Annotated in this window: 27 protein-coding genes; 1 reads left to right on the top strand and 26 read right to left on the bottom strand. The window is 34.4% G+C overall.

Going from position 1 to position 26,963, the window contains the following annotated elements; all coding sequences use genetic code 11:
* Positions 1 to 4: 4 nt before the first annotated feature.
* From ODZ84_RS09025 to wecB, 6 genes are all read right to left on the bottom strand, one after another.
* A complete protein-coding gene (locus ODZ84_RS09025; RefSeq protein WP_266176665.1) occupies positions 5 to 643 on the bottom strand; it encodes a NeuD/PglB/VioB family sugar acetyltransferase in 639 nt (212 codons plus the stop codon).
* A 126-nt stretch (positions 644 to 769) separates the two neighbouring features.
* The gene (locus tag ODZ84_RS09030) at positions 770 to 1,444 is read right to left on the bottom strand and encodes a PIG-L deacetylase family protein (protein ID WP_266176666.1); all 675 of its coding nucleotides are present in this window, start codon (positions 1,442 to 1,444) and stop codon (positions 770 to 772) included.
* Positions 1,437 to 2,402 carry a formyltransferase family protein gene (locus tag ODZ84_RS09035; RefSeq protein ID WP_266176667.1) on the bottom strand — a complete coding sequence of 322 codons (966 nt, stop codon included), beginning with the start codon at positions 2,400 to 2,402 and terminating at the stop codon, positions 1,437 to 1,439. The genes ODZ84_RS09030 and ODZ84_RS09035 overlap by 8 nt, the downstream gene beginning before the upstream one ends.
* On the bottom strand, positions 2,395 to 2,979 hold the full coding sequence (locus ODZ84_RS09040) for a sugar transferase (RefSeq protein WP_266176668.1): 585 nt from the start codon (positions 2,977 to 2,979) through the stop codon (positions 2,395 to 2,397). The genes ODZ84_RS09035 and ODZ84_RS09040 overlap by 8 nt, the downstream gene beginning before the upstream one ends.
* A gap of 80 nt (positions 2,980 to 3,059) precedes the next feature.
* Positions 3,060 to 4,280, bottom strand: coding sequence for a glycosyltransferase family 4 protein (locus ODZ84_RS09045; RefSeq protein ID WP_266176670.1), 1,221 nt, complete (start codon positions 4,278 to 4,280; stop codon positions 3,060 to 3,062).
* Between the two features lie 4 nt (positions 4,281 to 4,284).
* Positions 4,285 to 5,421 carry a non-hydrolyzing UDP-N-acetylglucosamine 2-epimerase gene (wecB, locus tag ODZ84_RS09050; RefSeq protein WP_266176671.1) on the bottom strand — a complete coding sequence of 379 codons (1,137 nt, stop codon included), beginning with the start codon at positions 5,419 to 5,421 and terminating at the stop codon, positions 4,285 to 4,287.
* A 66-nt stretch (positions 5,422 to 5,487) separates the two neighbouring features.
* On the opposite strand from wecB, the gene ODZ84_RS09055 reads away from it, so the two are divergent.
* Positions 5,488 to 6,636: a glycosyl hydrolase family 28-related protein gene (locus ODZ84_RS09055; RefSeq protein ID WP_266176672.1), complete on the top strand. Its 1,149-nt coding sequence runs from the start codon at positions 5,488 to 5,490 to the stop codon at positions 6,634 to 6,636.
* Here the strand turns inward: ODZ84_RS09055 and ODZ84_RS09060 are convergent.
* The 20 genes from ODZ84_RS09060 to ODZ84_RS09155 all read right to left on the bottom strand — a co-directional run bounded on the left by ODZ84_RS09060 (position 6,633) and on the right by ODZ84_RS09155 (position 26,935).
* On the bottom strand, positions 6,633 to 7,751 hold the full coding sequence (locus ODZ84_RS09060) for a polysaccharide biosynthesis C-terminal domain-containing protein (RefSeq protein ID WP_266176673.1): 1,119 nt from the start codon (positions 7,749 to 7,751) through the stop codon (positions 6,633 to 6,635). The two genes, ODZ84_RS09055 and ODZ84_RS09060, sit on opposite strands and share 4 nt — an antisense overlap.
* Positions 7,751 to 8,176 carry a WxcM-like domain-containing protein gene (locus tag ODZ84_RS09065; protein WP_266176675.1) on the bottom strand — a complete coding sequence of 142 codons (426 nt, stop codon included), beginning with the start codon at positions 8,174 to 8,176 and terminating at the stop codon, positions 7,751 to 7,753. Before ODZ84_RS09065 ends, ODZ84_RS09060 begins: the two co-directional genes overlap by 1 nt.
* Before the next feature lie 6 nt (positions 8,177 to 8,182).
* Positions 8,183 to 9,217, bottom strand: coding sequence for a polysaccharide biosynthesis protein (locus ODZ84_RS09070; RefSeq protein WP_266176676.1), 1,035 nt, complete (start codon positions 9,215 to 9,217; stop codon positions 8,183 to 8,185).
* 8 nt (positions 9,218 to 9,225) lie between these two features.
* Positions 9,226 to 9,984: an AglZ/HisF2 family acetamidino modification protein gene (locus ODZ84_RS09075; protein WP_266176677.1), complete on the bottom strand. Its 759-nt coding sequence runs from the start codon at positions 9,982 to 9,984 to the stop codon at positions 9,226 to 9,228.
* 5 nt (positions 9,985 to 9,989) lie between these two features.
* The gene (gene hisH / locus ODZ84_RS09080) at positions 9,990 to 10,607 is read right to left on the bottom strand and encodes an imidazole glycerol phosphate synthase subunit HisH (protein WP_266176678.1); all 618 of its coding nucleotides are present in this window, start codon (positions 10,605 to 10,607) and stop codon (positions 9,990 to 9,992) included.
* Positions 10,604 to 11,740 (bottom strand): N-acetyl sugar amidotransferase, encoded by a 1,137-nt coding sequence (locus ODZ84_RS09085; RefSeq protein ID WP_266176679.1) that lies wholly within the window; start codon positions 11,738 to 11,740, stop codon positions 10,604 to 10,606. Before ODZ84_RS09085 ends, hisH begins: the two co-directional genes overlap by 4 nt.
* A gap of 40 nt (positions 11,741 to 11,780) precedes the next feature.
* On the bottom strand, positions 11,781 to 12,533 hold the full coding sequence (locus ODZ84_RS09090) for a glycosyltransferase (RefSeq protein ID WP_266176680.1): 753 nt from the start codon (positions 12,531 to 12,533) through the stop codon (positions 11,781 to 11,783).
* Positions 12,534 to 12,550: 17 nt separating this feature from the next.
* Entirely contained in the window at positions 12,551 to 13,267 is a 717-nt protein-coding gene (locus ODZ84_RS09095) for a glycosyltransferase family protein (protein ID WP_266176681.1), read from the bottom strand.
* 106 nt (positions 13,268 to 13,373) lie between these two features.
* Entirely contained in the window at positions 13,374 to 14,438 is a 1,065-nt protein-coding gene (locus ODZ84_RS09100) for an EpsG family protein (protein ID WP_266176682.1), read from the bottom strand.
* Between the two features lie 38 nt (positions 14,439 to 14,476).
* Positions 14,477 to 15,538, bottom strand: a complete 1,062-nt coding sequence (locus ODZ84_RS09105; RefSeq protein WP_266176683.1) for a glycosyltransferase family 4 protein — start codon at positions 15,536 to 15,538, stop codon at positions 14,477 to 14,479.
* Complete coding sequence (locus ODZ84_RS09110; protein WP_266176684.1) at positions 15,535 to 17,037, bottom strand: oligosaccharide flippase family protein; 1,503 nt, start codon at positions 17,035 to 17,037, stop codon at positions 15,535 to 15,537. Before ODZ84_RS09110 ends, ODZ84_RS09105 begins: the two co-directional genes overlap by 4 nt.
* Positions 17,038 to 18,036, bottom strand: a complete 999-nt coding sequence (locus tag ODZ84_RS09115) for a glycosyltransferase family 2 protein (RefSeq protein WP_266176685.1) — start codon at positions 18,034 to 18,036, stop codon at positions 17,038 to 17,040.
* A 4-nt stretch (positions 18,037 to 18,040) separates the two neighbouring features.
* Positions 18,041 to 19,141, bottom strand: a complete 1,101-nt coding sequence (locus ODZ84_RS09120) for a DegT/DnrJ/EryC1/StrS family aminotransferase (RefSeq protein WP_266176686.1) — start codon at positions 19,139 to 19,141, stop codon at positions 18,041 to 18,043.
* A 6-nt stretch (positions 19,142 to 19,147) separates the two neighbouring features.
* Positions 19,148 to 19,636: an acyltransferase gene (locus ODZ84_RS09125; protein ID WP_266176687.1), complete on the bottom strand. Its 489-nt coding sequence runs from the start codon at positions 19,634 to 19,636 to the stop codon at positions 19,148 to 19,150.
* On the bottom strand, positions 19,626 to 20,048 hold the full coding sequence (locus tag ODZ84_RS09130; RefSeq protein ID WP_266176688.1) for a sugar 3,4-ketoisomerase: 423 nt from the start codon (positions 20,046 to 20,048) through the stop codon (positions 19,626 to 19,628). The genes ODZ84_RS09125 and ODZ84_RS09130 overlap by 11 nt, the downstream gene beginning before the upstream one ends.
* The gene (locus ODZ84_RS09135) at positions 20,038 to 20,439 is read right to left on the bottom strand and encodes a sugar 3,4-ketoisomerase (RefSeq protein WP_266176690.1); all 402 of its coding nucleotides are present in this window, start codon (positions 20,437 to 20,439) and stop codon (positions 20,038 to 20,040) included. The genes ODZ84_RS09130 and ODZ84_RS09135 overlap by 11 nt, the downstream gene beginning before the upstream one ends.
* Before the next feature lie 9 nt (positions 20,440 to 20,448).
* Positions 20,449 to 21,744 (bottom strand): nucleotide sugar dehydrogenase, encoded by a 1,296-nt coding sequence (locus tag ODZ84_RS09140; RefSeq protein WP_266176691.1) that lies wholly within the window; start codon positions 21,742 to 21,744, stop codon positions 20,449 to 20,451.
* Positions 21,744 to 24,149, bottom strand: coding sequence for a GumC family protein (locus tag ODZ84_RS09145; protein ID WP_266176692.1), 2,406 nt, complete (start codon positions 24,147 to 24,149; stop codon positions 21,744 to 21,746). The genes ODZ84_RS09140 and ODZ84_RS09145 overlap by 1 nt, the downstream gene beginning before the upstream one ends.
* A gap of 8 nt (positions 24,150 to 24,157) precedes the next feature.
* The gene (locus ODZ84_RS09150; protein ID WP_266176693.1) at positions 24,158 to 24,976 is read right to left on the bottom strand and encodes a polysaccharide biosynthesis/export family protein; all 819 of its coding nucleotides are present in this window, start codon (positions 24,974 to 24,976) and stop codon (positions 24,158 to 24,160) included.
* A gap of 30 nt (positions 24,977 to 25,006) precedes the next feature.
* Positions 25,007 to 26,935, bottom strand: a complete 1,929-nt coding sequence (locus ODZ84_RS09155; protein ID WP_266176694.1) for a polysaccharide biosynthesis protein — start codon at positions 26,933 to 26,935, stop codon at positions 25,007 to 25,009.
* Positions 26,936 to 26,963: the final 28 nt, after the last annotated feature.

Below are 26,963 nucleotides of genomic sequence, written 5' to 3' on the forward strand. Positions count from 1 at the left end.
AATATTAGTGAAATTTAATTGGCTTTGCCGGAATTCCTACTGCAGTACAGTTTGCAGGAAGGCTTTTTGAAACCACTGCTCCTGCTCCTACTATTGTATTTTCTCCTATCTCCAAAAGATTGATAATTTTCGCTCCTGTTCCTACATATACCGCTTCATTAACAATGACTTCTCCAGAAATATTAACTGTAGGCATAAAAGAACAATATTTTTTAATTTGTGTATCATGCCCGACTGTACAAGACAGATTCAGAATAACAAAATCTTCAATTTCAATATCAATTGTAATAATGACACCTGCACAAATAATATTTCCTTTACCCAGTTTAACATTATCCTGACCTATTATTACAGACGGATGGATCAAATTAGGATATTCGATATTTACGTTATCTATCTTGTCTAATACTCTTTGCTTAATTTTTGGGTCTGCAATGGCTACGGCAAGACAAAGTGGATCATTTATCATATTTATGTTTTCAATTTTCCCTAGATAAGGAACTCCATTGATATGATTTTCGTAATGCTTATCATCATAAAAGCCCACAAGTTGAAATTGATTTTCCTTATGATTTATCTGATCAATTAACATTTTAACTTCACGTCCAAATCCTCCTGCTCCAATTATTGCTATTTTCTTCATATTTATTTATTTCCTTTAAGTGATTCTTGTGCTGCCCGGATAAAATTCATATTCTATTTATCAGAGAAAAACTGTTATCGGTACCAATGCTGTATTTTTATAATTAAGGTACAGTATTATAAAGTTTCACAATACCAGCTGCCTCTCAACAACAAATGCTTCGGCCCTTGCCACGCCCACAGTTGCTCCTCTGTACATTGCCAAAGCTTCAAATGCTTCAAGAGAACGGGAGTGAGGAAATTTTCTGATTTGTGATTTAAAAAATTGCATGGCTTGCAGTTTTTTTGAAAAAACATCGGTGACATCTATAAAATGATTAGGCACAAAAGCCTTTTCCTGCATTGGGGTCCATTCTGTTTCCGATAGTGTTTCATAGCAGTATATGTTAGATATTTTCTCTTCTCCCTGTGGTCTTGCCGCTACCAGGCAGGCTCTGTAGATGGCTTTATGATCCTGATGAATATCTCCCGGATGTGGAAGATACAGGTGGGACGGTTTTATTTCTTGGAATATTTTAGAAATCTCTAAAGATATTTTAAATTCAGGAAATGCATTTAGCCCTGGTGCAGGAAACTCACAGAAAATAGTTTCTTTCACCCCCAAAAACTGATGAGCAGCTATTGCTTCAGCACGGGTACTTTTTATCTGATCTGATGAATAAAGCTCAGGAGCTCCAATAGAAGCATTGGTGGCAATGACCACAATTACCTCATCACCATTTTTAATATGTCTGGCAATGGTTGCTCCGCAACCAATAATTTCATCATCCGAATGCGGTGCTATTACTATTACTCTATTCACTTTGTATTTTTTTTAAGATTGCTTTTATTTTATAGATCTCATCTTCAATATTGTAACCAAGCTTGTCTCCAACGCTCACTGAAATATCGGAGGTGTCTTTATACGTATATTGCTCAATCCACAGAAGTCCTTCTCCTGTCTGAATAAGAAATTCTCCACTATCCTTTTTTAACAAAACCCTACCCACAACACCCCTGAACTGAATATCATTTTCTATTCTACAAGACCAGATGAGTAATTTTTCATCCTTGTAATATGTATATGCTCCGGGATGTGGTCTGGATGCTGCCTTTACAAGACGGTTAATGTATCCCGCGCTATTGCTCCAGTCGATTAACCCGTCTTCTTCTTTTCTTATGCCATAGTAAGAAGCCAGATGGTCACATTGAGGTACAGGATTCCAAAATCCTTTTTTTAATTCCGGAAGCCATTGATCTAATGCCAAATCAATATGATGCATAATTTTTTTCTCAATAATTCCGGCATCATCGTCTTGTTCCACTTTAAAAATTGACTGTACAAAAACAGGTCCGTCATCAGCTCCTTCTCCCATCAGAAAAAAAGAAGCCGAGCCATAGGACTGCTCCAGGGTAATCCATGCCAGCGGTGCCCTTCCCCGACCCAGCGGAAGTTTTGTAGGATGGAAACCTATACAACCTAATTTTGATACTGAAAACCACTTTTTATGTAATAACTGCGAAAACCCGACAGCAAAAATAATATCAGGTTTTCTATCAATAGCCCACGAAATGTTCTCCGGATCATTAATTTTGACAAAACCTTTATAATTAATATTATATAATAAGGATATAGAAGATAAATCTTCCCATCCCGAAACTTTTTCCGTATGTCTTGGTTCATAACCGAGGATTCCCGTTATCTCCAAATTATGCTCAACAAGTTTTTTAATAATCTGAGCTGTTGAACTTACAGCTCCTATAACCAATATTTTATACATCAGGACTTCTTAGATATTTATCTTCTCCGTGAAAAAGTATTAAAAAAGTTTTAAGTATTATTTTAACGTCAAGAATGATGCTTTGATTTTCTACATATTCACGGTCATATTTCCATCTTTGTTCCCAGGTTAAGTGAATATTCCCATTTACCTGAGATAGTCCTGTTAAACCTGGAACAACTTCTATACGTTTTTTTCCATCTTCATTAAATTCTACTAACTGTCGTGGCAAGCAGGGACGTGGCCCGACTAAAGACATATCTCCTTTAAATACATTGATAATTTGGGGAAGTTCGTCTATTTTGAAACGTCTCAGGTAGTATCCTACTTTTGTAACTTCCACATCGTTTTTTAGAATTTCCCTATCGGCCACCCTTTCCTTATCATACATGGTTCTTATCTTATATATTTTAAAAATTTTACCTTTATATCCCAATCTCTCCTGAAAGAAAAAAAAATTACCCGGGCTGTCGATTTTTACAAGGATATATATAACAATAAATATAGGCAGCAAAAATATAATGACTGACAGAGCAACAATGATATCTAAAAACCTTTTTATAAATACTTTATACATTGTTTATTTTAAATTAAGAAGATTACAGAATTTTTATTCACTTGAAATATATTGGTATTATTGTATTTTAAAATTTAAAACTATAAAGCCTGATTAACAGATTTTATTATTTTTTCATAAGAAGCACGCACCTGAAATTCTCGTTCTAAAAATTTAAAACTCCTTTGTCTCATTTCTTCAAGTTCAGCATCATTTATTTCAGCGAATTCATCAATTGCCTTCATCATTTCATCAATATTGCCGGACTCTACGGAAAATCCACAACCATTCGCAACAATATCTGAGCCAATGTCTGTATTCGTATCAGTGGCAGCGATGACAGGCATTTTAAATTCTAAGTATGATAAAAGCCTCGAAGGATAATTCGGAATGGTAAAATCTTTATGTAAAAATATTAAACCTACATCACAGGACTGAACAAGAAGATCATAATCAGCTTTAGGCAAGGCAGACAATAACAGTACATTTTTGGGATTAGCATCAGAAATCCAGTTTTTTATCTTTCCGTATTCTGTTCCTGATCCAGCAATCACAAAAAACACTTTTTCATCATCTTTCTTGGCTTGTAAGGTTTTTATCAGAAAATCTATTCCCTGTGGCTTTCCTAAATTACCGCCGTAAATGAAAACCATTTTATCAGCAGGAATACTATATTGGGTCTTAATTTCAGATTTTTCTTTAACCGACAGCTCTTTAAAAGGTTGTAATTCAATAGAATTGGGATTAATTTCAATTTTATCCTTTGAAACATATGAATTATGCTGTAATACAAAATCTGCGTTTGCTTTGGACATACATCCAATTTTATCAGAAATAGTATATAGCTCTTTTTCCTTATTTCTGAAATATCTGTAAAGAAAGCCTTTATCTGACATCAATTGCATATCTACTGCATTTTGTGGAAAAATATCCTTCAGCAAAAGATATGTTTTAGCCTGATCTCTTTTTTTAATATATCTGATGAGATTCGTAAAGGTTATTGGCGGAGTGGAATAAATAACGAGATCAAACCTTACATCCCGAAAATATTTCTTCACTGCTCTTAAGAATAATTCTTCTATTAAAAGGGTTGAAATTCCTTTTTCAATAAAATTGGTCTTCTGGATATTAAGTGTTTTCACATTTAGAAACCTGGTGTTTTCTTCCTGTTTTATACTTGTTTTTACCTTTTCTCTTCTTTCCGACGGTGATACGATGTAGAGGTGATGACCATGACTGGAAAATTGGCGCATAAGGTCATGATAAATGCCTCTTTGCTGTAAAGTATCTATTTTGGCTAATGTAAGAAATAATATATTCATTCTTTTATTTCTTACTCCAGACAACACGGTTAACATAATCGGTATAGCTCAGAATAATTCTGACCATTTTTTCGGATACATTAGGCATAGAATAATCTGCGACAGGTCTGTAATTTCTTTCTGATCCTACTTTCTGCTGCTCAAGCTGAGTTAAGCCCTGCAGAATTCTTTCAGGAGATAAGCCTACCATCATGACAGATGCTTCTTCCATTGCTTCCGGTCTTTCGTGGGCATCTCTGATATTTAAGGCTCTGAAATTCAGTATGGAAGATTCTTCCGAAATCGTTCCTGAATCTGATAAAACAGCATAACTTCTCATTTGAAGAGCATTATAATCATGAAAGCCCAGAGGTTTCAGAAACTGAATTTCAGGTCTTACTTCAACTTTCATTTTATCGATCATATTTCTTGTTCTCGGATGGGTAGAGACAATAATCGGATATCCAAATTTTTCAGCAATCGCGTTAAGGCTTTCAATTAATCCTCTGAAGTTTTTATCTGAATTGATATTTTCCTCTCTGTGAGACGAAACCACGAAGTATTTTCTTTCTTCCAGATCTAATCTTGTTAATACATCTGAATTTTCAATTTGAGGAAGATAATGATTCAGGACCTCAAACATCGGAGAACCGGTTTTTATAATTCTGTCGGCTGGAAGACCTTCTCTTAAAAGATATTCGCGTGCAATATCAGAATATGTCAAATTAATATCGGAAGTATGATCTACAATTTTTCTGTTGGTTTCTTCCGGCACTCTCTGATCAAAACACCTGTTTCCTGCTTCCATATGGAAAATCGGGATTTGTCTTTTCTTTGCAGGTATTGCACAAAGGCAGGAATTGGTATCTCCCAGGACGAGAAAAGCATCAGGCTTTATTTCTTCCAAAAGGGGGTCTATTTTAATTAGAATATTTCCTACCGTTTCTGTAGCTGTTTTTCCCGCTGCTTCTAAAAAGAAATCAGGTTTGCGAAGGCCTAAGTCTTCAAAGAAAATCTGATTGAGCTCATAATCATAATTTTGCCCTGTATGAACAATAATGTGCTCGATAGCTTCAGAATGATCTAAAGCAGACAAGACTCTTGAAAGTCTAATAATCTCTGGCCGCGTTCCAACGACTGTCATTACTTTTAGTTTCTCCATTGTATTTTTTTGCCGTTACAAAGATAATTTTTTATTATATTTAAACCCACGATTGACAAAAAAAGTATGAAAGGATATTCAACAATTTTATTTTTAATCATAAGTATTTTCGCCTATTCCCAAAATATAGACATTAAAACGTATGGTGCAAAAGGTGACGGGCTCTCTGATGATACTAAAGCTTTCACCAATGCCGTTAATGATATCAAAGCAAAATACAGCAGTCAGAAAAAGCATGTCAATCTTTACCTTCCCTCCGGCACCTATTTAATTTCTAAACCAATAGTGCTTAATAAGTACATCAGTATAACCGGCGAGTTTGTGAACAGTACGATTATCAAAGTAAAAGATGCTAATTGCGAAGCTCTCATACTTGAGAAAAACTATGACGAAAATATAATTTACAATGGCTATAATTATATAAAAAATATTACTTTTTTAGGTCCAAACAGTAATAACAGAGATATATTAGCACAAAAGAATATTAAATCCAATATTACCAACAGTTCAGGTTTAAAAATTTATGGGTTAAGAACCCGTATTGAGGATGTGCAGGTAGAAGGTTTTTCAAACAACGGAATAGAGATATTGTCAGCATATTATACTTTCCTGAATAATTGCTTCGTACGTAATAATGGTATAGGAATTCTTATTGATAAAGAATCTACAAGTGTTTATCTCACCAAGAGTGAAGTGAGGCATAATTCCATTGGTATCTACATCACCGGAAGATCATTTGCGAACTTTATTAACGATAATATGATTGAAAATAATCTTGCAGGTTATTTAGTCCAGGACAAGACTTCACAGTTATCCAATCTAAAGAGTAATGGCAGAGCAGTCGTTATTGATGGAGCATCAAACAATATCATAACAAATAATTACTTTGAACAGCACTACGTAAGCATCTCTGTAAAGGATTCCTATAATAATCTGATTAATAATAACTTTTTTGCAGTGACGGGAGATACTGCTAATAATGATAAAAACCAAACATTATATCAACTTAGCGGAAGCTCTATTAATAATATCTTTGAAAAAAATGTGACCATTAACTCACTGGAAAGCGTAAATCCTAATAAAATAAAACTGGGAGCTGATTCAGATTATTCCAGAAATACTATCGATACCGGTGTTGAAGGTAACACAAAATTAAAAGAGGAACTTCTGAAAAACAAAAATTCCTCTTTCCGGTCTCCCAAGATTCCTAATTAGACTTCAACAAAATAAGTATCTGAATCTTCAGGATTAAATGCTTCATTGATCCAAAAGATCGTATACAGCTCTTCTTCTCCTATGTTTTTAATATTATGGGTATACCAAACAGGCATGTCTACATAGGCCGGCTCATTACCATCCAGATAAAAATCAAGAACCTCCTCTGTATCGATTTTTCTCAATTGAATTAATGCCTTTCCTCTAATAACAGCAAACCTTTCAATTTTTCTTGTGTGAAAATGATTTCCTCTTGTAATTCCAGGTACTGTGGTAGAAAAAGAACACTGTCCGCCGATTCCAAGTCTTATCACTTCAACAAACGCTCCTCTGGGATCTGTATGTTGGGTAAATTTTACAGGATAATGGTTTCTGATATCAAAATAGCAGCGGAATGTGTTAAAAAGATTTAGATCAAAATTTGTTTCCAAAGCCGGAATTTCTCCGTTTTCAAAATATAATTTCTTATAATTTTCCAATTTCTGAAGAACTTCAGATACTTTATTCACAGAAGTAGGTGAAATCTCACATACTTTTTTTGATTCATTGCTTTCAATTTCCTGAATAATCTCCTGAATAAGTTCACCTACATAAATCAGGTTTACTTCGCCGTCATGATCTATCGTGGGTGTTTCTCCGTGAGTCAGTTTATAGCAAAAAGTAGCAATAAAAGAATTGTAATTGGGTTTTCCGAAAGGCCCGAAAACATTTGGAATGACCATTCCTGTAAATTTTCCGCCTGAATTTTCCGCCCATTCTGCTAAAAGCTGTCTGCCCTCTTTTTTGGATTTCCCGTAAAGATTATCTTTTTCCTCCTGGGAGGATGATGAGAAAATAACATGTGCTTTAGAATCTGTACTTTCCAAAGCCTGAATGATCTTCTTTACCAGATCGATATTATTGTTATAAATCACTTCAGGATCCGGATTTCTGTTCATAGCCGCAAGATGCACTATAACATCACACTGTCGAACAAATTTGTTTAATTTATCCTGATCGTCAAAGAATTCTTTTTCGAAATTTATTATTTCAAACTTTTCAGGGTGTAAACCTATTGTATTATATAGATGCGAACCGACAAATCCATTTTGTCCGGTAATACCAATTTTTTTCATTATTTTAATTTTTCAAAATAACCTATCGGGAAACGATAATCATCCACGATCTCCCCAAAGGAATAATCCGACATAACAAGCAGTTTAGAGCCACTTTCGACAGCCTGAATTGCAGTCGCGTACCCTCCCGGAATATAAATTATATTTAATGATTCAGAGTTCACTCTGAATTCTGAAATATCCAGTTTTTTTGACGGAGCTTCCCAATTATCAATTTTTATTAACTTTATGGTAAAACTTCCCTGAACAGCAGAAAACCATCTTTGCTGAACCTTATGACCGGTCCAGCCTCTTATAAAATCGGTATCCGTATTTTCTATACAGTAAATTCTTTTAATTTCAGAGATATCAAAATCATTATTAAAAATAATATGCCCTCTTTCATCCGAATACTTTCCGCCGCTGATCATTTTGGGAATCTCCATACTTTTTTAATCAGGATACTGTAGAAGATCTTCCCCTAAAATTTCTTTTCTAATCAACGGAAGTTTCATCAGCAGTTTTTTCATCCCCTCAACACCCTGCTGTTCGGTATTATGAGAATGGTAATCTTCAATTGTGGATATATCTCTGCTTCCTTCAGAGAAATATTGTGCATAATTCAGATCTCTGTTATCCGCAGGAATCCTATAGAAGTCTCCCATATCCTCGGCTTTAATCATTTCTTCACGGGTACAAAGGGTTTCGTATAATTTTTCGCCATGTCGGGTTCCGATAATTTTTATTGGATTATCTGCCTTAAACATTTCTTTCAAAGCCTGAGCCAGATCTCCAATGGTGCCCGCCGGTGCTTTATTTACGAAAAGATCTCCCGGATTTCCATGTTCAAAAGCGAATAATACTAAATCCACAGCTTCTTCCAATGACATCAGGAAACGCGTCATGTTGGGATCCGTAATGGTAATGTCACCTCCTTCTTTGATCTGTTTTGTAAATAAAGGAATAACAGAACCTCTGGAAGCCATTACATTTCCGTAGCGGGTAAGACAGACCACTGTTTCGTCTAAATTTCTGGAAGCGGCAACAGCAACTTTTTCCATCATTGCCTTGGAGATTCCCATGGCATTAATAGGATAAGCTGCTTTATCTGTGCTTAAGCAAATTACTTTTTTAACTTTATTTTCTGCTGCGGCATCTATCACATTTTGTGTTCCTTCCACATTGGTTTTTACAGCCTGCATCGGAAAAAATTCACAGGAAGGAACCTGTTTCAAAGCAGCAGCATGAAAAACATAATCCACTCCTCTCATCGCGGACTCAATACTCTTATAGTCCCTTACATCACCGATATAAAATTTCAGTTTATCGTTTTTAAACTGGTTTCTCATATCATCCTGTTTTTTTTCGTCACGAGAAAAAATACGGATTTCTTTAAAATGTTCTGTATTGATAAACTTTCTCAAGACTGCGGTACCGAAAGAACCTGTTCCGCCTGTAATGAGCAGTGTTTTATTTTGTATTTGCATAATAATTATTAGTAAAGAGTATTTTTTAATTCATGATCCGGATAATTGATAAGGACAGCATTATATTTCCCCTTGAAAACAAAAAGACTGCCGGCAGCTGCTCCAATTATACCGAAATGTTCAATTAATTTTTTTATATCATTTAGGGAGCCGGCTCCTCCCACTACTGTTACCGGGATTGCTAGTTTTTCGGTTATTTTTTCAATAAGGCTGAAATCATATCCTTTTCCTGTTCCATCTAAATCTATATTGTTAATTATTATTTCGCCGACTCCTTTTTTTTCCAATCTGGAAACGAGCGAAAAGACATCTTCTGTAATTACTTTTTTTCCGTTATTAATATAAATCTCATAACCTCCGAACATTTTCTTCTTAATATCCAGGACAGCAACCACACTTTGAACCCCTACTTTTTCTGCAATAGATTCGATGATATCGGGTTCTGTAAAAATAACACTGCTCACAGCAATCTTTTCAATACCGAGATTAAAAATTTTCTGTGCCTGCTCTGCACTTTTTATGCCTCCGCCGTAGCAAATCGGCATCCCGGACTGGGCTGCAATCTTGGCAATAAGATCATAATTGGGTTCATATTTTTGGGTAGTGGCGCCTATATCAAAAATACAAAGTTCGTCAACTTTTTTTTCATTGAAGATTTTCACTGTGTTGATAGGGTCACCTATATATCTGGGGTCTTTAAATTTTTTAGTCTTTACCAAACCCTCATTTTCCAACAGCAAGCTAACTATAATTCTTGGTCTCAGCATAAACATTATAATTTAGCAAAATTCTTTAAAAACAGCTCTCCAGCCTCATGGCTTTTTTCCGGATGACACTGTATCCCTAAAATATTATCCTTGCCGATAATACTGGCAAATGTTTGTCCATAATGAGTCACAGCCAGACAGTTTTCAGGATTTTCAAGCTTATAATAATAAGAATGTAAAAAATAAAAAAGCTGTTTTTCATTGATCTCATTAAAAATACTGTGATTCTTTGCCGGCTCTACATCGTTCCATCCCATATGTGGTAATTTAGACCGGTGATGAATATTTTCTACATTTAGTTTTTTCACCTGCCCCTTAATCCATCCCAATCCGTTTAATGTTCCTTCGTCACTGGATTCCGCCATAAGCTGCATTCCCACGCAGATCCCCAATACCTGCTTTTTTTCCTGTAATACAAGCTCATTTAACCGGTCTACCATACCTGAATCAGTAAGCCTTTGCATCGCATAATCAAATGAACCTACACCCGGCAGAATAATTTTATCTACCTTATTATTTAAGTCATCAACAGTTGCAGCTATATTTACCGGTATATCTAATCTTTTATAAATATTTACAAAAGCATTTATATTTCCTATTCCGTAATTTATAATTGTGATCATCTGAATAGCCTTCTTTCTAACCCTAACATTCGGGTGATAACAATCCCCATTCCTATCAGCCCCCGTTTAGATTTAAAATCTTTATAAGTTCTGTTTTTTCCTTTGAATATCTCCCATAATTCCTCTACTTTAAATCCCATTTTATGGGCTACAAATTCAAATTCATTTTTTAAAGTAAGTTCATCAAGCTCCGGTTTTGCAATTCTCTCCAGTGCTTCATCTCTGGACATCTGTCCTGTTAAGATTAAGCTTGAAAAATGCGCCCGTCTCTTATGAAATCCAAATTTTTTCGGTAACCAAAAGTCCTCATAAAATCTGGTGAACCTCGATTCATGATGTTTATGCTGAAAGGGCTGCCATCCGAATTTTTCCTGAAGTAATTTCTCTACATCTTTTTTTACATACGGCACATAATTCAGAGGATGAATCACTTTCATTCCGACAAAATACTTATAGAAAACCTTATACATAAGAATGTCGATTATCGGAAATGTTTTAAGTTTTTTATTTCCGAATTTTTTATAAATATCATTAATCAGAACTCTATCTATTCCAGGATATGCCCCCCATTCTTCCGGCTCACGGCAACATTCTGTACTGTAATTGGCACCGGTCAGGATATATTTGATCTTATTCTTTTTGGCGAATTTATATAAACTCGAAAAAAAAGCAGTATCCTGAGGGTAATCCAACTCCGGGATTTGAGAATAGAAAAAGGCTCGTTGCAGATCTTTCATTTCTTCCCAATTGATAACATCCGTATAAAGTTCTAAATTCAGTCCGTTAATCAGTTTTTCTATATTGCCGGTAGCCTGATGTGAATTCCAGCCCGCATCGACATGATATAGTAAGGGGTTAAGACCCATAATTTCTTTGGCAACATAAACGGCATAGGAGCTGTCCAATCCTCCGCTTACACCAATAATACAATCAAAATCTCTGTTTAAAGAGCTTTTTTTTATTTTCTCTGAAATTTTATTTAATTCATCTTCTTTGCCCACTCCATAATTCCACTCCGGAAGAATACTATTCATAAAATTAGTATAATAATCACTTTCTCCGGCAGCATTAAAAGAAATCCTGGGGTCTGAAGTGTCCATTATAGTTTTTGTACAAATTTGATAGTTTCTCATTTATGTTTGTGTATGAGTATTAATAACATTGGAATATGAATTATGTTTTAAATATATCAAAATATTTATTTCTCTTTCTAAGTTCCAGATATGATTTTATAAAAATAATTCTGGATTTTATTTTTTTGAAAAAGGGACGTTGTAAAGGAGTGGCATTAGCATCATGGATTCTGTGCAAGATACTGTTTTCTTCAATATGTAAATTGGATTTAACAATATTTGCCGCCATTCCGATCCATAAATCGTGTGCTTCTACATAATCAGGAAAAGGCAGAATCACCTCTAAAAATTCTCTTCTAAATCCCATGGCGCATCCAAAGTATGGGATATTCCCTTTAAATATTCTGAATATATTTTCATAATATTTTGTAGAATCGCTATTATACAATTTATATTTATCGTCACTATTAATATTATAATCATTATCAAAGCAAATAAAGCTTGATGAAATTAACTGAACTTTTTGTTCTTCAAAATATTTTTTGAAAAAAGTAATCTTTCCGGGCATCCAAATATCGTCCTGATCACTTAAAAATATCAACTCATTTGTAGAAAGGCTGATCGCTTTTTCAAATGATTTTACATGTCCCTTATTCTTTTCATTATGGAAAATTTTTATCCGCGGATCCTGAAATCCTTCGATAATTTCGATAGTATTGTCTCTGGAGAAATCATTCACAATAATGATTTCATCCTCCTCATGTAACTGATTAAGAATGGAAATCAATTGTCCTTCTATATATTTATTTCCGTTGTAAACTGCCATGCATATCGATACGCCCGTATTTTTCATCTTCTTTTCATGTATGGTTATGACTTTAATCTGATTTTTACAAATGCTAAACTTCTGTGCCGCAAAGTAAGACTTGCCAATCTTGGTAAATCGACATAAAAGAACATCTTCATTTGTTTATTGGTAGAACGTGCATATGCTTTTAGATCTTTTATAAATAATGTATACCTGAAAATATCCTGTTTTTCTGTATTGTCTAAAAATGAAAAATTCTGATTAATTCTAATCGGCATTATTTTCATTCTTAAGTCAAATTGAGATAGCCTTTCTATAAATTCATGATCACAGAAATCTAATCTTAATTTAGGATTATATCCATTATTCAGGAAAAATATTTCATTTTTAATCATCATTCCTGTATTGATACAGGAATTTCCTTTAAGAGCTAACTCATCAGTATCAAAATTTTCATACAAAACAGATCTGAAATTTATATAGCGACTCGGAGATACCAATCTGTTATCAGCAAAAATTTGCGGAACACATAAAGGATAATCCATTAATGAATATTTTTTATAAATATCATAAAAATTATCGGGCAGTTCCGTATCCTGATCTAAGAATGTAATGTAATTGCAGTTATTATTTCGGGCATAGCCAGCAATGGTATTATACGCAAAAGAAATTCCCGGATTTCTTTTGTCATTGATGTACTTAAGCTCGATATCTTCAAAAACAGGTATCACTAAGTTCCAGTCTTCAATATCGGTATTATCAAAAATAAAAACATGCATTTTGGCTCCGTTTTTATTTAATTTAAATGAATCATAAAGGGACTTAAAAGATTTACATTCCCAAAATTTTTCTCTGTATGTTACTATTCCAAATAAAATCATTGTTTTAAAGCCAGGTTTTATATGGTTTAAAGATACCTGATATCTCTACAGTATAATAAAGCTGAAATATACAAATAATGATAATAGCAGCATATCCCCAGATTTTAAATTTAGGGGCCAGTGTTTTTATCAGTAAAGGGTATAAAAGTATCTGTATTACACTTAAGAGTTCAAAAGAACGCAAGGAAAAAGTTACTGCTGATAAACTTAAAGCGAAGAAAAGTATCAGTGAGATGATATGTATTTTGAACAATGTATCGAAGTAGGGATCATCTTTAATATACTTCTTATAATGATAAGCAAAGTAAAAAAAGAAAAACATGGAGAAAATAATTCTGAAGTTAAATAAATTTACTTTCTCTTCATCCAGCCACCGCATAATTTCCAGGTAAACCGCTACTTTTGGAAATATTAAATCAAGTCTTAGCAGAGATACAATATCCAGATTTAAAACTAACAGTATAAAAGCACCAGCCAGGCCTATGTAGTAATATTTAAGATTAGGAATAAATTTTATTATAACAAAAACAATAATAAAAAATACGCTACTCGAGTGGAATACAAAACATAAAGCTACTTTCAGGAAAAACAACCAGTATCTCTTTTCAATCATATCCGGTATGGCGAGTAAAAATATCCCCGCAGCCACCCCTGCCCTTATCGTGGTCATTTCTTGTATAAAGAACAGGTTTGTGAGATATATTAAAATTGATAGTACATAATAGTTCGCATACTTCGAAATAGAAATGATTTTTGTAGTCACTCCCAGAAATGCAAAGGTTAAAAATGAAAAATTAACGATATGTTCTTTTGTATAAAAAATAGATCTCGAAAATTCTGTTACAAAATAGAGACAGCTTTCAAATTCATAGAGTTTTTTATATTCGGAAAAGGTATCAGGAATAAAATTAAATACATCTCGATATAAAGGATAATCGCTGTCGATATCTACTCTTGTCCCAGCAAAAATAGTCAGAACAGCTATAATGACAGATGTTTTGAGTTTTCTGTCAATCGGTAGTATACCCAAGACGGTTATAAATATAAATAATAAATAATAGATTTCCATTTTTTTCTAGCCCCTTTCAGTTGTAGCAATATAATATATTACTCTTTAAAATATTTCAGCATTTTTCCTGCTATATTGTTCCAGTCAAATTCTTTGATGTCTGTATAACCCGTTTTTACTTTTTTAATTTGATCCGGATCTCTAAGTACATGGTCAACTTCCTCGGCAATTGCGTCTGCATTTTTTATCGGTACAATCCAGGAATTATTTTTATTGGAAGGATAATAACCTGTTGTAATGACCGGTGTTTTGCAGGCCATCGCTTCAATAACAGGATAATGTACTGCATCCAGCTGAACTGTTCCCGCACTGATGTATATATGCAGAGAATTATAGTATTCAGCCAATTCGTTATCTCCCTGAGGTATTACTACGGTGATGCCTTCTGTTTCTTCCAGATGCTTTTCTCCGAAAGCTACATGTAATTCTATTTTTTCACCGTGGGATTTCCTCAATTTTTTAAAAGCCTCAATAATATATGAAGTTCCTTTATATGCCTCCACTCTCCCTATGGTTCCCAGTATGATCTTTGAATCGTTTTTAATTTTAGACAGAGGTTTGAAAATATCAAGATCCAAGCCGGGAAAAACAACCCGGTGGGTTTTTATCCCTTTATAATCCATATACATAGACGCATTTACTATTGTATTTAACCCTAGCCTATAAGATTTTTCACTGGCTCTTTTAAGTATAAAATCTTTTAAATTCCTGTGGTAAAAATATTCCGGTTCGTAAGCCTGAACATAATAAAATTTCTTTGCTTTAATGATAGATTTTTTTAAAGGATCAGCTGTAAAAGAATGATTTGCCAAAACGACATCAGCTTCCATTTTATCAAGTGCCTTTTTAAGAGCCTTTCTTAATATAAAAAAGTCGAAAACAGATTTTGGTTTTATATTTATTTTGCTGCTTTCAACATTACCTGAATTATCATAGTACATTATGTCCGCATCAGTAGGAAAATAAGGATCTTCACCATTGTTATGAGATAAAAATGTTACCTCATTCCCCATTTTGATCCAAAAGTTGGCCAATTGTGATAAAACCCTGTAGCCTCCCGATTTCCCGAAAGCGCCTATAAGGGGAATTATAATTTTCATTTTTTCTTATTTTTAAATTTTTCTATTTTACTTTTAATAAATATAGAAATATCCATCTTTTTATTCATTTTATTGTACGAATAATATACTGAAAACAGTCCTAATATCATCGTGTTGGCATATCTCAAATAAATATGATCAATAAATAAAACATTTGAAAGCCCCAGTCCTAATATCAGTGTAGAAACCACCAAAATATGAAGATATTCCTTTCGCAATACAAAATGATATTTATTTCTTGTTAATACATTAATACTTACAAAATAGACAATATACAATATTAGGACTCCCCAGGCAATACCGTTAATACCTCCAAAATAATATCCCAATGTGTGCCCTAATAAGATAAGGACACTATTCAGTATACCCTCAAATAAAAAGAAAACCTTTTTATCTCCCTTTGCAAATGAAATATATCCTATAGGATAAGATGCAGCTTTAAAAAGCATTGCTAAAGACATGATACCTATAAACGTGGAAATTGCCAGAAACTTCTCACTTAACAAAATCGATATCAGTAACGGCGCGAAGGATATCAGTGCGAGTAATATCGGACAAACAATGATTAACAGAATTTCTCCCTGATTATTGACCAGATCGTTTACCTTGTCCCGGTCATTTGAAATTGAGGATAATTTTGGAAAATAATCTGCGGCCATTGCCGTAAATACAACGCCTATATATTGGGTCGTTATTCCACTACCCGCAGAAAACAAGCCCAAATCAGTTAAAGAGCCAAATTTAACAATAAAAATATTAATTAAATACGTTACCAAAGTTCCAATAAAGGATGATATCATCATAACCAGGCCTAGCTTTACCATTTCACCTCCTTCATTCCAAATTTCACGAACAGGAATTTTCATACTTCCTATCTTACTTTTTTTGACTAAAAAATAAGAAAAAAGAAAGGATAACAAAGCGGTAAGTACTATAGAATATACGATAGCTTCCTGTTTAAAAAGATAAAACAGAGGAACGCTTATAGCCACTCCCATAAGGGCACTTAAAAAAGATGATCTTGCCATCTCTTTAAGTTTCCTGCTTCCCTGAAGAAAGGCATTATTACCGTTATACAATATGGTAAAAAGTACTCCCAAAGACAAAATAGAGATTTCTAATTTACGTGAATCATTATCAAATGAAGCCAAACTGATATACTTAGCCCCAATTAAAGTAATGATCATCCCAAAAAAAGCACATAAAATGGTCCAGTAATTAAATACGTTATATGTCCTTTTTATTTTTTGATGATCATTTTCTTCAAATGATAATGAGATACTTCTTACAGCACTAAAGTTTAAGCCCAGGTAGGCAAAAAGAGTGATTAAAGTAAGAATATTATTAAAAATAGAAAACTGTCCTACTCCATCTACCCCGATGAACATAGCAACAGCTTTTACCTTCACTAAATTGATAATTATCAAAAAAACCTGCACGCCTCCAAATATAGAGATGGATTTAAGGATTTGTTTTGATGATTCTTTTTGAGATTTCATTTATTTTTTAATTACATTTACAAATAAATGAAAGTACTTTAAACAATTATAATTTTGCTGAACAAACATTTTAATCATATTTTGCTTTGCTGACTTTAAGGTCACACTTTTAAATTTATATTTGTTCTTTCTGTATATTTCTTTCAGTTTACTTTCTGTTATTTTAAAATCATCCTCTGTAAGAGCCTCTCTGTTTTTATAAAATATAGAAGTAATTCTGAGTATTTCATGATAAAATGTTTCCCTTATTTTGATAATATCCAAATGATTATTTCCCGCTTTATCTTTAACAAATTTTTCAAGCATCTCTATGGTTATAAAAGACTCCAGTAATCTGGGATTCCATTTTCTTGTTATGGAATTCGGATTGTTTTGTCGGTAATAAAAATTTTCTTCCGTAAAAACAACTTTATTACTGTAGAAATATAGTAATCTCGTAGTATATTCATCACTATTGATCCCAAAATCAAAAAATTTATTACCGAAATTCGTAAGTAAATTTGTTCTCCATAGTACAAATCCTGTAATTTCCCAATTTAATGATAAAGAAAATGCCTCTTTTCCTGATAAAACCTGCGAATAATTATTATTAAGTCCAAAAATACCTTTGCTTTGATTATCCTCAGAATAATAGAATACTGTATTGGGAACGATCGCATCTGCGTCAGTTTCTTTTAATTTTAAATAATTAGCCTCTAATAATTTCTCGCTAAAAAGATCATCCTGGGAACTGTACATAAAGTATTCACCACTTAAGTACTGCAGTCCGTAATTAATTGATTTTGCAGCTGTCCCACCGTTCGATTTTGTAAAAACTTTTATAAAATCATATTGGTCAGCATATTCATTAAGAATTTGCAGACTGTTGTCTGTGGAATTATCATCAATGCAGATAACTTCAAAATTTCTGAAAGTCTGCTTCACTAATGAATTGAGTGTTTCCCGTAAAAAAGGCGCTCCGTTGTATACAGGCATTAATATGGAAATTGCAATATCCATATTATTAAAATGTATTAACAGCCCTGATCACTTCCTGCACCTCCTCATCACTCATGACAGGTGAAATAGGAAGGCTGAGCACTTCCTGATGTATTTTCTCACTGATGGGAAATGACATTTCATTCCATTCTTTATAAGCATGCTGTCTGTGTGGAGGAATAGGATAATGAATAAGGGTCTGAATCCCTTTATCAGTAAGATAAGCCTGAAGTGCTTCCCTGTTTTCGGCTCTTATGATAAAAACATGCCATACATGTTCTTTTTCATTTTCGGGACTTTCAGGAAGTATAATTTTCGGATTTGAAATTTCGCTGATATAGCGTTTTGCAATATTTCTTCTTATATCGTTCTCCTGGTCAATATATTTTAATTTAACATCCAGAACGGCCGCCTGAATTTCGTCCAGTCGCGAATTCAGCCCCTGATAAAGGTTGACATATTTTTGATTTGAGCCATAATTAGCCAAAGCTCTTATTGTTTTAGCAAGGTTCTCATCGTTAGTCGTTACAGCGCCTGCATCTCCCAACGCACCCAGATTTTTCCCGGGATAAAAGCTGAAACCAGCCGCATCGCCAAGATTTCCGGATTTGCTACCGTTCCACTCTGCTCCAATTGCCTGGGCATTGTCTTCAATAATTTTTAAACTGTGTTTTTGGGCTAATTGCTGTAATGTTTCTGAAAAAATGATTCTTCCATACAGATGAACAATTAAAATGCCCTTTGTTTTTGAAGTTATTTTTTCTTCAATTTTTGAAATATCAATATTATAGTTATTAAGATCCGGTTCTACTAAGACAGGAACCAGACCATTATCTGAAATAGCCAAAATGGAGGCAATATAGGTGTTGGCAGGAACAATAATCTCATCCCCTTTGTTCATAACTCCCAGTTCGATATAGGCTCTTAAAATAAGCCGTAGCGCATCCAGACCATTGGCTACTCCTATAGAATGGCTGCATCCGGTATAATGATTAAAATTTTCTTCAAACTTAGAAAGCTGACCTCCCATAAGATACCATCCGGAACGAAAAACTTCCAGCAGTTTTGCTTCAATTTCTTCTTTGTACTGAAGATTGATTTTTTGTAAATCCAAGAATTTGATCATAAGTGCTTAAATATATAAGATTTCTCCTTTTTCATTAATCGTTCCTTTTTGTTTTGCCGGGTTTCCAAACCACACGGTATAGGGAGGAACATCTTTTGTAACCACACTGCCTGCACCGATTAACGCATTTTCTCCAATCGTATTTCCTGCAACGATAGTAGCATTGGCTCCTATAGAAGCCCCTTTCTTTACCAATGTTTTACTGAATTCTACGGGATATTGCTTGGAACGCGGTATCAAATCATTGGTAAAGGTAACATTGGGTCCGATGAATACATGATCTTCCAATGTCACACCGTCCCAAATCTGAACTCCCGGCTTTATCGTGACATGATCGCCGATCACGACATCATTTTCGATAAAAACCTGACAATTAATATTACAGTTTCTCCCAATCTTAGCCCCTTTCAAAACTACACAAAATTGCCAGATCATGGTATCTTCTCCCACATTTTCGGTCTGTACATCTGCTAAATTGTGAATTCTATTTGCCATGCTGTATTTTTAGATACGTTTCATAATCTCTTATATAATCGGATTCATTGTAAGGATGTGAGGCCAGAACCAGACAAATGGCACCTGAAGAAAAATTAACTTCGGAAGCCCAAATCCCAGGGGGAATATGCAGCCCCAAATCCGGACGGTTCAGAAGAACCTGTCTTTTGAATTTTCCGTCATCTAACGAAACTTCAAAACTTCCGCTGGCAGCAATGAGAAACTGGTGACATTCTCTGTGAGAATGCGCACCCCGGCTTTCTCCGCCCGCGATATCGTATAGATAAAATATTCTTTTAATATCAAAAGGAAAGGAGGAATTATTTTCAACCACCGTAAGATTCCCTTCATCAAAACTGATTTTTCCCAAATCAATAACACTACAATCAAATACTGAAAGATTATTTTCCATTCAAAAGCTTTTTAAATTCTTCAAAATCACGGATATAATCATGCTCAGTATAAGATTTATCTGATACGATGAGCGCCAATGAGTTGGTAGAGAAATTTTCAAGTCTTCGCCAGTACATTTTGGGAATATATAATCCATAATAGGATCTGTTTAATGAAAATCGCTGTTCTTCATCTCCGTCATGAATCACCACATCAAAACTTCCTGAAAGTGCAATAATGAATTCCTGCTGTTCTCTGAAGGCATGACTTCCCCGTACCTCTCCTCCCGGTACATCATAAATCCAGTAGGTTCTCTGTATTTCAAAAGGCAACTGATCAGGATGTTCGAAAAAAGATAAATTACCTCTTTTGTCGTAAATTTTGGGAAGGGAAATGAGTCTGGGTGTCATATTTTATATTTATAATCTAGCATCTACCAATTTTCTGTCTAAGCATGCTTTAGCATCAAATACTACGGCATTTTCTCTTTTCAGCAGATTGATATCCATTTTTAAAAATTCGTCGTGTGAAACGGCAATAATAATAGAATCAAATGTTTCACCTTCCGGCAAATGATCTAATATGTCAACACCATATTCATGTTTCACCTCTTCTTTACTTGCCCAAGGATCAAAAATGCTTACATTAATACCATAATCGATCAGTTCTTTATAGATATCAACAACCTTAGTATTTCTGACATCCGGGCAATTTTCCTTAAAGGTAACTCCAAGAATGAGTGATTTTGATCCTTTGATGACTCCACCTTTTTCGATAAGGAGTTTTACAACTTTTGAAGCAATAAACTTTGCAATAGAATCATTAACTCTACGTCCGGAGAGAATAACATCAGGATGATATCCTAATTGTTCTGCTTTATGGGCAAGATAATAAGGATCTACGGAAATGCAGTGTCCTCCCACCAGGCCCGGTTTATATTTAAGGAAATTATATTTGGTTCCTGCTGCCTCTAAAACATCATGGGTATCTATCCCGATTCTATCAAATATCAGTGCCAGTTCATTCACAAACGAAATATTGACATCTCTCTGAGCATTTTCAATAGCTTTGGATGCTTCAGCTACTTTGATACTGGGCGCTTTATGAGTTCCGGCAGTAATAATTTTTTTATATAAATTGTCAACCTCTTCTGCAATTTCTGTGGTAGAACCTGAGGTCACTTTCTTTACACTGGTAAGGGTATTTACCTTGTCTCCCGGATTTATTCTTTCCGGTGAATACCCTACAAAAAAGTCTTCATTGAATTTTAAACCCGAATATTCCTCTAGAACAGGTACACATTCTTCTTCTGTACAGCCAGGAAAAACGGTAGATTCATAAATGATGACATCACCTTTTTTAATGATTTCGCCCAGCATTTTTGAAGCAGAAATCAAAGGTTTCAGGTCCGGAGCATTATATTTATCAATCGGAGTGGGAACAGTTACGATAAATATATTTGCGTCGGAGATATCAGACAGTGTACTTGTAGCTTTGTATCCTGCTGTTTTATCAGACTCTCTGCCTTTCTTAAGACAATCATGAAGTTTGTCTATATCAGCCTCAAGAGTAACATCCCTGCCCTCATTTAACTGATCGACCCTTTCTGTATTAATATCAAATCCCAATACAGGATAATGAGCAGAAAATTCCAAAGCCAGAGGTAAACCTACATACCCTTGTCCAATGATCGCAATTTTATAATTTTTCATCATTATTTACTAAATATATTTTTCAGTTTATGTATCCATGTTTTTTCTTCTACATTATTATATCCGTACCCATATTTATTACTGTAACCCAGGTTCTCCCTGCTTACATCATTCAATACGAATCCTACATTTCTTATTTTTCCCTGGTCTATATTATTATTGGCGAATTCTATCAAAGACTTCTCCGTATATTTTGATCTTGAAACATATATTGTAACATCAGATAATTCAGCAATTAAGAAGGTATCTGTAACCAGCAATAATGGAGCCGTATCTAAAATAATATAGTCATATCTTTCCTTAAGTTTATCCAATAGACCTTCATATCTGCCATTCGATAACAGTTCAGTCGGATTTGGAGGGATCATTCCTGAATAGATAACATCTAAATAAGGATTAAATGATGAAACATGTATAACATCTTCTATAGTCGTGTGATCCGAATATAAATATTCGGTAAGACCTACTAACCCTTTTCTTGCAGGATTGTAACGTTGAAGCTGAGGGTTTCTGATATCGGATCCGATAATAATCGCTTTTTTCTTAGGATTCGCCAATGTTAAAGCTAAATTAACAGAGGTAAAGGTTTTTCCCTCTCCTTTAACCGTTGAGGTAACAAATACAACCTTCCCTCTACCCGTTATTTTCGCCAGCATAAAATTCATATTTGTAATAAGAATTCTGAATGCTTCTGCCATAGGAGTAATATCATTCATCTGAACAATGTCGGAATCACCCTTTTCTAAACTTGGTAATTCAGCAATAATAGGAGCATGCGCTAATTTTTCCAAATCATGTTTAGTAACTAGCTTATTATTAAACAATTCCGTTAAATAAATAATTAACAAAGGAATTATCAATCCGATCACCAATGCGATCATCAGGATGATACTCCGTTTAGGGGCAACCGGAACGTTTGAAGCAAAAGCAGTGTCGATTACCCTAGCCTTAGGGGCTGTAATAGACTGGGCGATTGCGGTTTCTTCTCTTTTCTGAAGTAATAAAAGGTAAAGATTTTCCTTGATCTGCTGTTGTCTTTCTATCCCTCTGAATATTTTTTCAATAGAAGGAAGTCTTGATATTTTACTGGATACTTTATTTTGTTCTCCCTGGTATTCATTTCTGGCCAATTCAAGTCCCGATCTGTTTCTCTGAAGACTCTGCATAATTGAAGAGCGCATCGTCGCCATCTGTCGTGTAATATCAATGACTGTAGGGTTTTCGGGAGTCGCAGATTCTAATAACCTGTTTCTCTGTAAAACAAGTTGATTATACGTCGTAATACCTGCCAGCGCATCCTGATTGTTCAGGCCTATATTATAAGGCAAAGCCTGATACTGACCCTGTTTTGAAACGAAACTTAGCAGCTCATTCGTTAATTCCAGCTGTGCATCAATATCCAGTTGTTTTGCTCTGGCAGCAGAAGAACTCTCTAAATTTATTTTTGCTTCTGTTTCTAAATCAGTAAGGTTATTTTTTGATTTAAAACTTTCTTTCTCGTTTTCAACCTGTCCCAATTCTACTGATAACTTTTTAATTCTGTCTTCAATAAAGTCAAGGGTTTTTTTAGATTCTAAGTTTTTATCTACGATGGCATCATTGTTATAGGCAACAACTAAAGAATTTAATATATCAGCAGATTTAGAAATTTGAGGATATTTCATTTCCAGCCTCACGACTGTAGCATCTTTATTAACAAGGTTAACATCCAGGCTGCCCTGCAAACTTGTAATTTTCGATTCAACAGATGAAATCTCCAATTCTAAATCACCTACGTCTACTTTCTTTGTTAATTGTGGATTATATTTCTTATTCCTGATGATGATGATATTGGCATAAGGAAGACTGATGGTTTTGCCAAATCCTGAAATAATCTCTTTTTTTGTTTTTTCATCTTTTAAGATAAGCTTTTCTCCTTTAATGTTTAGCTGTAAAACATTAACATCACTGGGCGAAGACTGTTTTTCATTAATCACCTTAACCTCTATGGGCGAAGACTCTTTGTATAATTCGATCTTCCGGATTCCGTCTTTTGCAACGATATTGGTCTGCAGATTTTGGTTGACAACCACCTCCCGCATTAATCTTTTAGATTTCAAGATTTCAATTTCGTTAGCAATACTGTTTGTTTTTAATCCTCCAAAACTCGAAAGATCGGGCAGAACACCCAGATCATTTGTAGAAACCTGTGAAGATGAACCTTTTGCATCTTTAATTAAAACGGTGGTCTGTATGTCATATACAGTAGTCATAAATTTCAGAGCGGTGTAACCTACTATGACAGCAATAACGGCACTTAAAATAAACCATCCCCATCTTCTGGTATAGGGCTTAATTATTTCTTTAATATTTATATTATTAAAAATATCTTTCTCTTCAGATGATTTTGCGGAATACTGATTATCCATTAATGTTTTTATTTCCTAATTAAACTTACAATAACTGCTGCTGCCGTAATTGCTATAGATGCTGCTGTTAAATAGAGACCTGTATTGGGGTTTTGTTTAGAAGACAAATCCTTTGTATTATTAGCCGGGACAATAATTGCGTCCCCTTGTTTAAGATTATAATAAGGGGAATTGATAAGGTTGGCATCCTGTAAGTTGATTTTTCCATGTGAGACTATGCCATTTTCTGTTCTGATGACAAGGACATCGTTTCTTTTTCCATACATCGTTAAGTCTCCTGCAAGCCCTAATGCATTCAGAATAGTTCCCTGTCCGTTACTGATAATATAATCTCCCTGTCTGTTTACTTCTCCTAAAACGGTAACTTTGAAATTGGCCAGTCTTACATTAACCGTGGGGTTAATGATATATTTTGTCATTTTATTCCTGAGCTCCTGTTTAAAATCTATTAAAGATTTATCCTTTGTATTTAGTTCCCCTAAGACCGGAAAATCAATGTTGCCGTCCGCATCCACAATATAAGTTGGTCCGGAAATAGTACTTACACCTTGGTTGGGAGTATTTCCTCCGGCATAGGTATTAGTCTGTACCAACTCTGCCGATGAATAATTCTGATTGAAAGGTTTGACAACATCCATATCTTTTGCAGTAATCAAAATCACCAGTTGATCGCCCGGCTGTATCGTAGAACTAGAATTTTTAATGGATGTTTCGGTGGCGATTTGTTCTATATTCTGCATATAATTCAAATCATTATGAGCGTTCTGGTTTGTTTTACAGGAAACCAGTACCACTGCAGAAAATAGAACCAATACTTTAGTTTTCATATTTTAAAAATTGTACAAATATACATTTTCTTATTTATCCAATACCTCGTAGATAGAGTTGTTACTCTTAAATTCGGGTACTATTATTTTTAATATTTTTACGACTTCAACCTTATCTCTCTTAAAAGAAGCTTTAGTAATTGAAGTTACTAATGAATCGATATCTGAAAACTCCATAAGCGGATCTTTGGATATCATGATTTTATCATTGTGGGTAGGAAGTGTTTTAGCATTGTCACTTAACAATTCTTCATACAGTTTTTCGCCGGGCCTTAATCCTGTATAGATAATCTTGATATCTATATTGGGTTCAAATCCCGATAATTTTATCATTCTTCTTGCCAGATCCAGGATTTTCACGGGCTCTCCCATATCGAATACAAAAATCTCCCCTCCCTGTCCCATTGTACCTGCCTGTAATACCAGTTCACATGCTTCAGGTATGGTCATGAAATACCTTACAATATCAGGATGGGTAATTGTTACCGGACCTCCGGCTTCGATTTGTTTTTTAAAGTGAGGAATCACGGATCCGTTTGATCCCAGTACATTTCCGAATCTTGTGGTTATAAATTTGGTTGTATTCCCTTCAACATTCTGAAGAGACTGAACAAACAGTTCGGCAGCCCTTTTTGAAGCTCCCATTACATTGGTAGGATTTACAGCTTTATCTGTAGAAACCATCACCAATCTGTTTACTTCATATTTGCTCGATAAAGAGGCTATTATTTTAGATCCCAGTACATTTACCAAAATTGCTTCGTGCGGATTTTCTTCTACCAGCGGAACATGTTTATAAGCAGCCGCGTGATAGACCATCGAAAAGTTATAGGCCTGAAATAAGGGTTCTACTCTATATTTATTAGAAACATCTGCTAACACAAACTTAAAACTGATATGGGGAAACTTTTCCTTCATTTCAAGTTCGATATCATACAGCGGAGTCTCAGCCTGGTCCAGCACAACGATTAAGGAAGGATTAAACTGTGCTACCTGCCTTACAATTTCACTTCCTATAGAACCGGCGCCTCCTGTTACCAGTACAGCTTTATTGAAGTGTCTGCTTTTTACTTCTTCATTAACGATCTTAATAGGTTTTCTGTTGAGTAAATCTTCGATCTGCAGATTTCGGATAGAACCTCCAAGATCACTGTCTCTTAATTTCTGTACAGACGGCGCTTTGAAAATATTTAGATCTTTTTCAAGAAAGAGATTTACCCAGGAATTCATTTCATCTTTAGACATCATTTCCTTTACGATGATAATACCGTCGATAAAAAGATCTTCTTTGGAACTCTCCTCTATTCTCTTTTTTTCATAAATCGTCTTCCCCAAAAGAGAGGCTCTTTTGGTATCTGTTCTTTGCGTCAGAAAACCCACCACCTGATAAGGAAGGCTTGGATTATCAAGGATGGCCCGTGCAATCGCAATAGACTGCTCATCAATCCCCAATACCAAAATCCTTTTTTTCAGAGAACTTCTTCTGTATTCTCTTACAATATGGAAAAACTCCTTTACATATAATCTGAATAAGAATAATCCCATGAAAGAAATTACAAAATAAAGTACGAGATAAGGAGTAAGCATAAACTTTCTGCCGGTCATCCAGAAATAGATCACATTTATTGTCCCGATGACAAACATGGTGCAAAAACAGGAGATCAGCAATTTAAAAAGATCTATGAAAGTAGAATGTCTGATAATTCCGGCATAGGTCTTGAATAAATACATGAAAATCGTATTTACAAATATGATAGAGGCAAATACAATGCTTTTATCTTCATGATAAATGAATTCTTTCTGACTGATTTTTTCGATGATGTAAGTGGAAAGAAATAAAGATATAACCAGAATAATAATATCTATTACAAGAATTATCCATCTAGGTAAATACCTTACATCCGAGAGATTGACAACATTATCTCCTCCAAAAATCCTTTTTCTAAGAGAATCGTACATTGTCTGTATTTGTGTTCATATTTAAAAT

This window comes from Chryseobacterium fluminis (assembly GCF_026314945.1).
In the GTDB taxonomy this organism is placed as follows: Bacteria; Bacteroidota; Bacteroidia; order Flavobacteriales; family Weeksellaceae; genus Chryseobacterium; species Chryseobacterium fluminis.

What these genes read in the sequence shown, in the direction of transcription:
- ODZ84_RS09025 (WP_266176665.1), bottom strand. Translation starts at nt 643, where the DNA reads ATGAAGAAAATAGCAATAATTGGAGCAGGAGGATTTGGACGTGAAGTT.
- ODZ84_RS09035 (WP_266176667.1), bottom strand. Translation starts at nt 2,402, where the DNA reads ATGTATAAAATATTGGTTATAGGAGCTGTAAGTTCAACAGCTCAGATT.
- ODZ84_RS09040 (WP_266176668.1), bottom strand. Translation starts at nt 2,979, where the DNA reads ATGTATAAAGTATTTATAAAAAGGTTTTTAGATATCATTGTTGCTCTG.
- ODZ84_RS09045 (WP_266176670.1), bottom strand. Translation starts at nt 4,280, where the DNA reads ATGAATATATTATTTCTTACATTAGCCAAAATAGATACTTTACAGCAA.
- wecB (WP_266176671.1), bottom strand. Translation starts at nt 5,421, where the DNA reads ATGGAGAAACTAAAAGTAATGACAGTCGTTGGAACGCGGCCAGAGATT.
- ODZ84_RS09055 (WP_266176672.1), top strand. Translation starts at nt 5,488, where the DNA reads ATGAAAGGATATTCAACAATTTTATTTTTAATCATAAGTATTTTCGCC.
- ODZ84_RS09060 (WP_266176673.1), bottom strand. Translation starts at nt 7,751, where the DNA reads ATGAAAAAAATTGGTATTACCGGACAAAATGGATTTGTCGGTTCGCAT.
- ODZ84_RS09065 (WP_266176675.1), bottom strand. Translation starts at nt 8,176, where the DNA reads ATGGAGATTCCCAAAATGATCAGCGGCGGAAAGTATTCGGATGAAAGA.
- ODZ84_RS09070 (WP_266176676.1), bottom strand. Translation starts at nt 9,217, where the DNA reads ATGCAAATACAAAATAAAACACTGCTCATTACAGGCGGAACAGGTTCT.
- ODZ84_RS09075 (WP_266176677.1), bottom strand. Translation starts at nt 9,984, where the DNA reads ATGCTGAGACCAAGAATTATAGTTAGCTTGCTGTTGGAAAATGAGGGT.
- hisH (WP_266176678.1), bottom strand. Translation starts at nt 10,607, where the DNA reads ATGATCACAATTATAAATTACGGAATAGGAAATATAAATGCTTTTGTA.
- ODZ84_RS09085 (WP_266176679.1), bottom strand. Translation starts at nt 11,740, where the DNA reads ATGAGAAACTATCAAATTTGTACAAAAACTATAATGGACACTTCAGAC.
- ODZ84_RS09090 (WP_266176680.1), bottom strand. Translation starts at nt 12,533, where the DNA reads ATGAAAAATACGGGCGTATCGATATGCATGGCAGTTTACAACGGAAAT.
- ODZ84_RS09095 (WP_266176681.1), bottom strand. Translation starts at nt 13,267, where the DNA reads ATGCATGTTTTTATTTTTGATAATACCGATATTGAAGACTGGAACTTA.
- ODZ84_RS09100 (WP_266176682.1), bottom strand. Translation starts at nt 14,438, where the DNA reads ATGGAAATCTATTATTTATTATTTATATTTATAACCGTCTTGGGTATA.
- ODZ84_RS09105 (WP_266176683.1), bottom strand. Translation starts at nt 15,538, where the DNA reads ATGAAAATTATAATTCCCCTTATAGGCGCTTTCGGGAAATCGGGAGGC.
- ODZ84_RS09110 (WP_266176684.1), bottom strand. Translation starts at nt 17,037, where the DNA reads ATGAAATCTCAAAAAGAATCATCAAAACAAATCCTTAAATCCATCTCT.
- ODZ84_RS09115 (WP_266176685.1), bottom strand. Translation starts at nt 18,036, where the DNA reads ATGGATATTGCAATTTCCATATTAATGCCTGTATACAACGGAGCGCCT.
- ODZ84_RS09120 (WP_266176686.1), bottom strand. Translation starts at nt 19,141, where the DNA reads ATGATCAAATTCTTGGATTTACAAAAAATCAATCTTCAGTACAAAGAA.
- ODZ84_RS09125 (WP_266176687.1), bottom strand. Translation starts at nt 19,636, where the DNA reads ATGGCAAATAGAATTCACAATTTAGCAGATGTACAGACCGAAAATGTG.
- ODZ84_RS09130 (WP_266176688.1), bottom strand. Translation starts at nt 20,048, where the DNA reads ATGGAAAATAATCTTTCAGTATTTGATTGTAGTGTTATTGATTTGGGA.
- ODZ84_RS09135 (WP_266176690.1), bottom strand. Translation starts at nt 20,439, where the DNA reads ATGACACCCAGACTCATTTCCCTTCCCAAAATTTACGACAAAAGAGGT.
- ODZ84_RS09140 (WP_266176691.1), bottom strand. Translation starts at nt 21,744, where the DNA reads ATGATGAAAAATTATAAAATTGCGATCATTGGACAAGGGTATGTAGGT.
- ODZ84_RS09145 (WP_266176692.1), bottom strand. Translation starts at nt 24,149, where the DNA reads ATGGATAATCAGTATTCCGCAAAATCATCTGAAGAGAAAGATATTTTT.
- ODZ84_RS09150 (WP_266176693.1), bottom strand. Translation starts at nt 24,976, where the DNA reads ATGAAAACTAAAGTATTGGTTCTATTTTCTGCAGTGGTACTGGTTTCC.
- ODZ84_RS09155 (WP_266176694.1), bottom strand. Translation starts at nt 26,935, where the DNA reads ATGTACGATTCTCTTAGAAAAAGGATTTTTGGAGGAGATAATGTTGTC.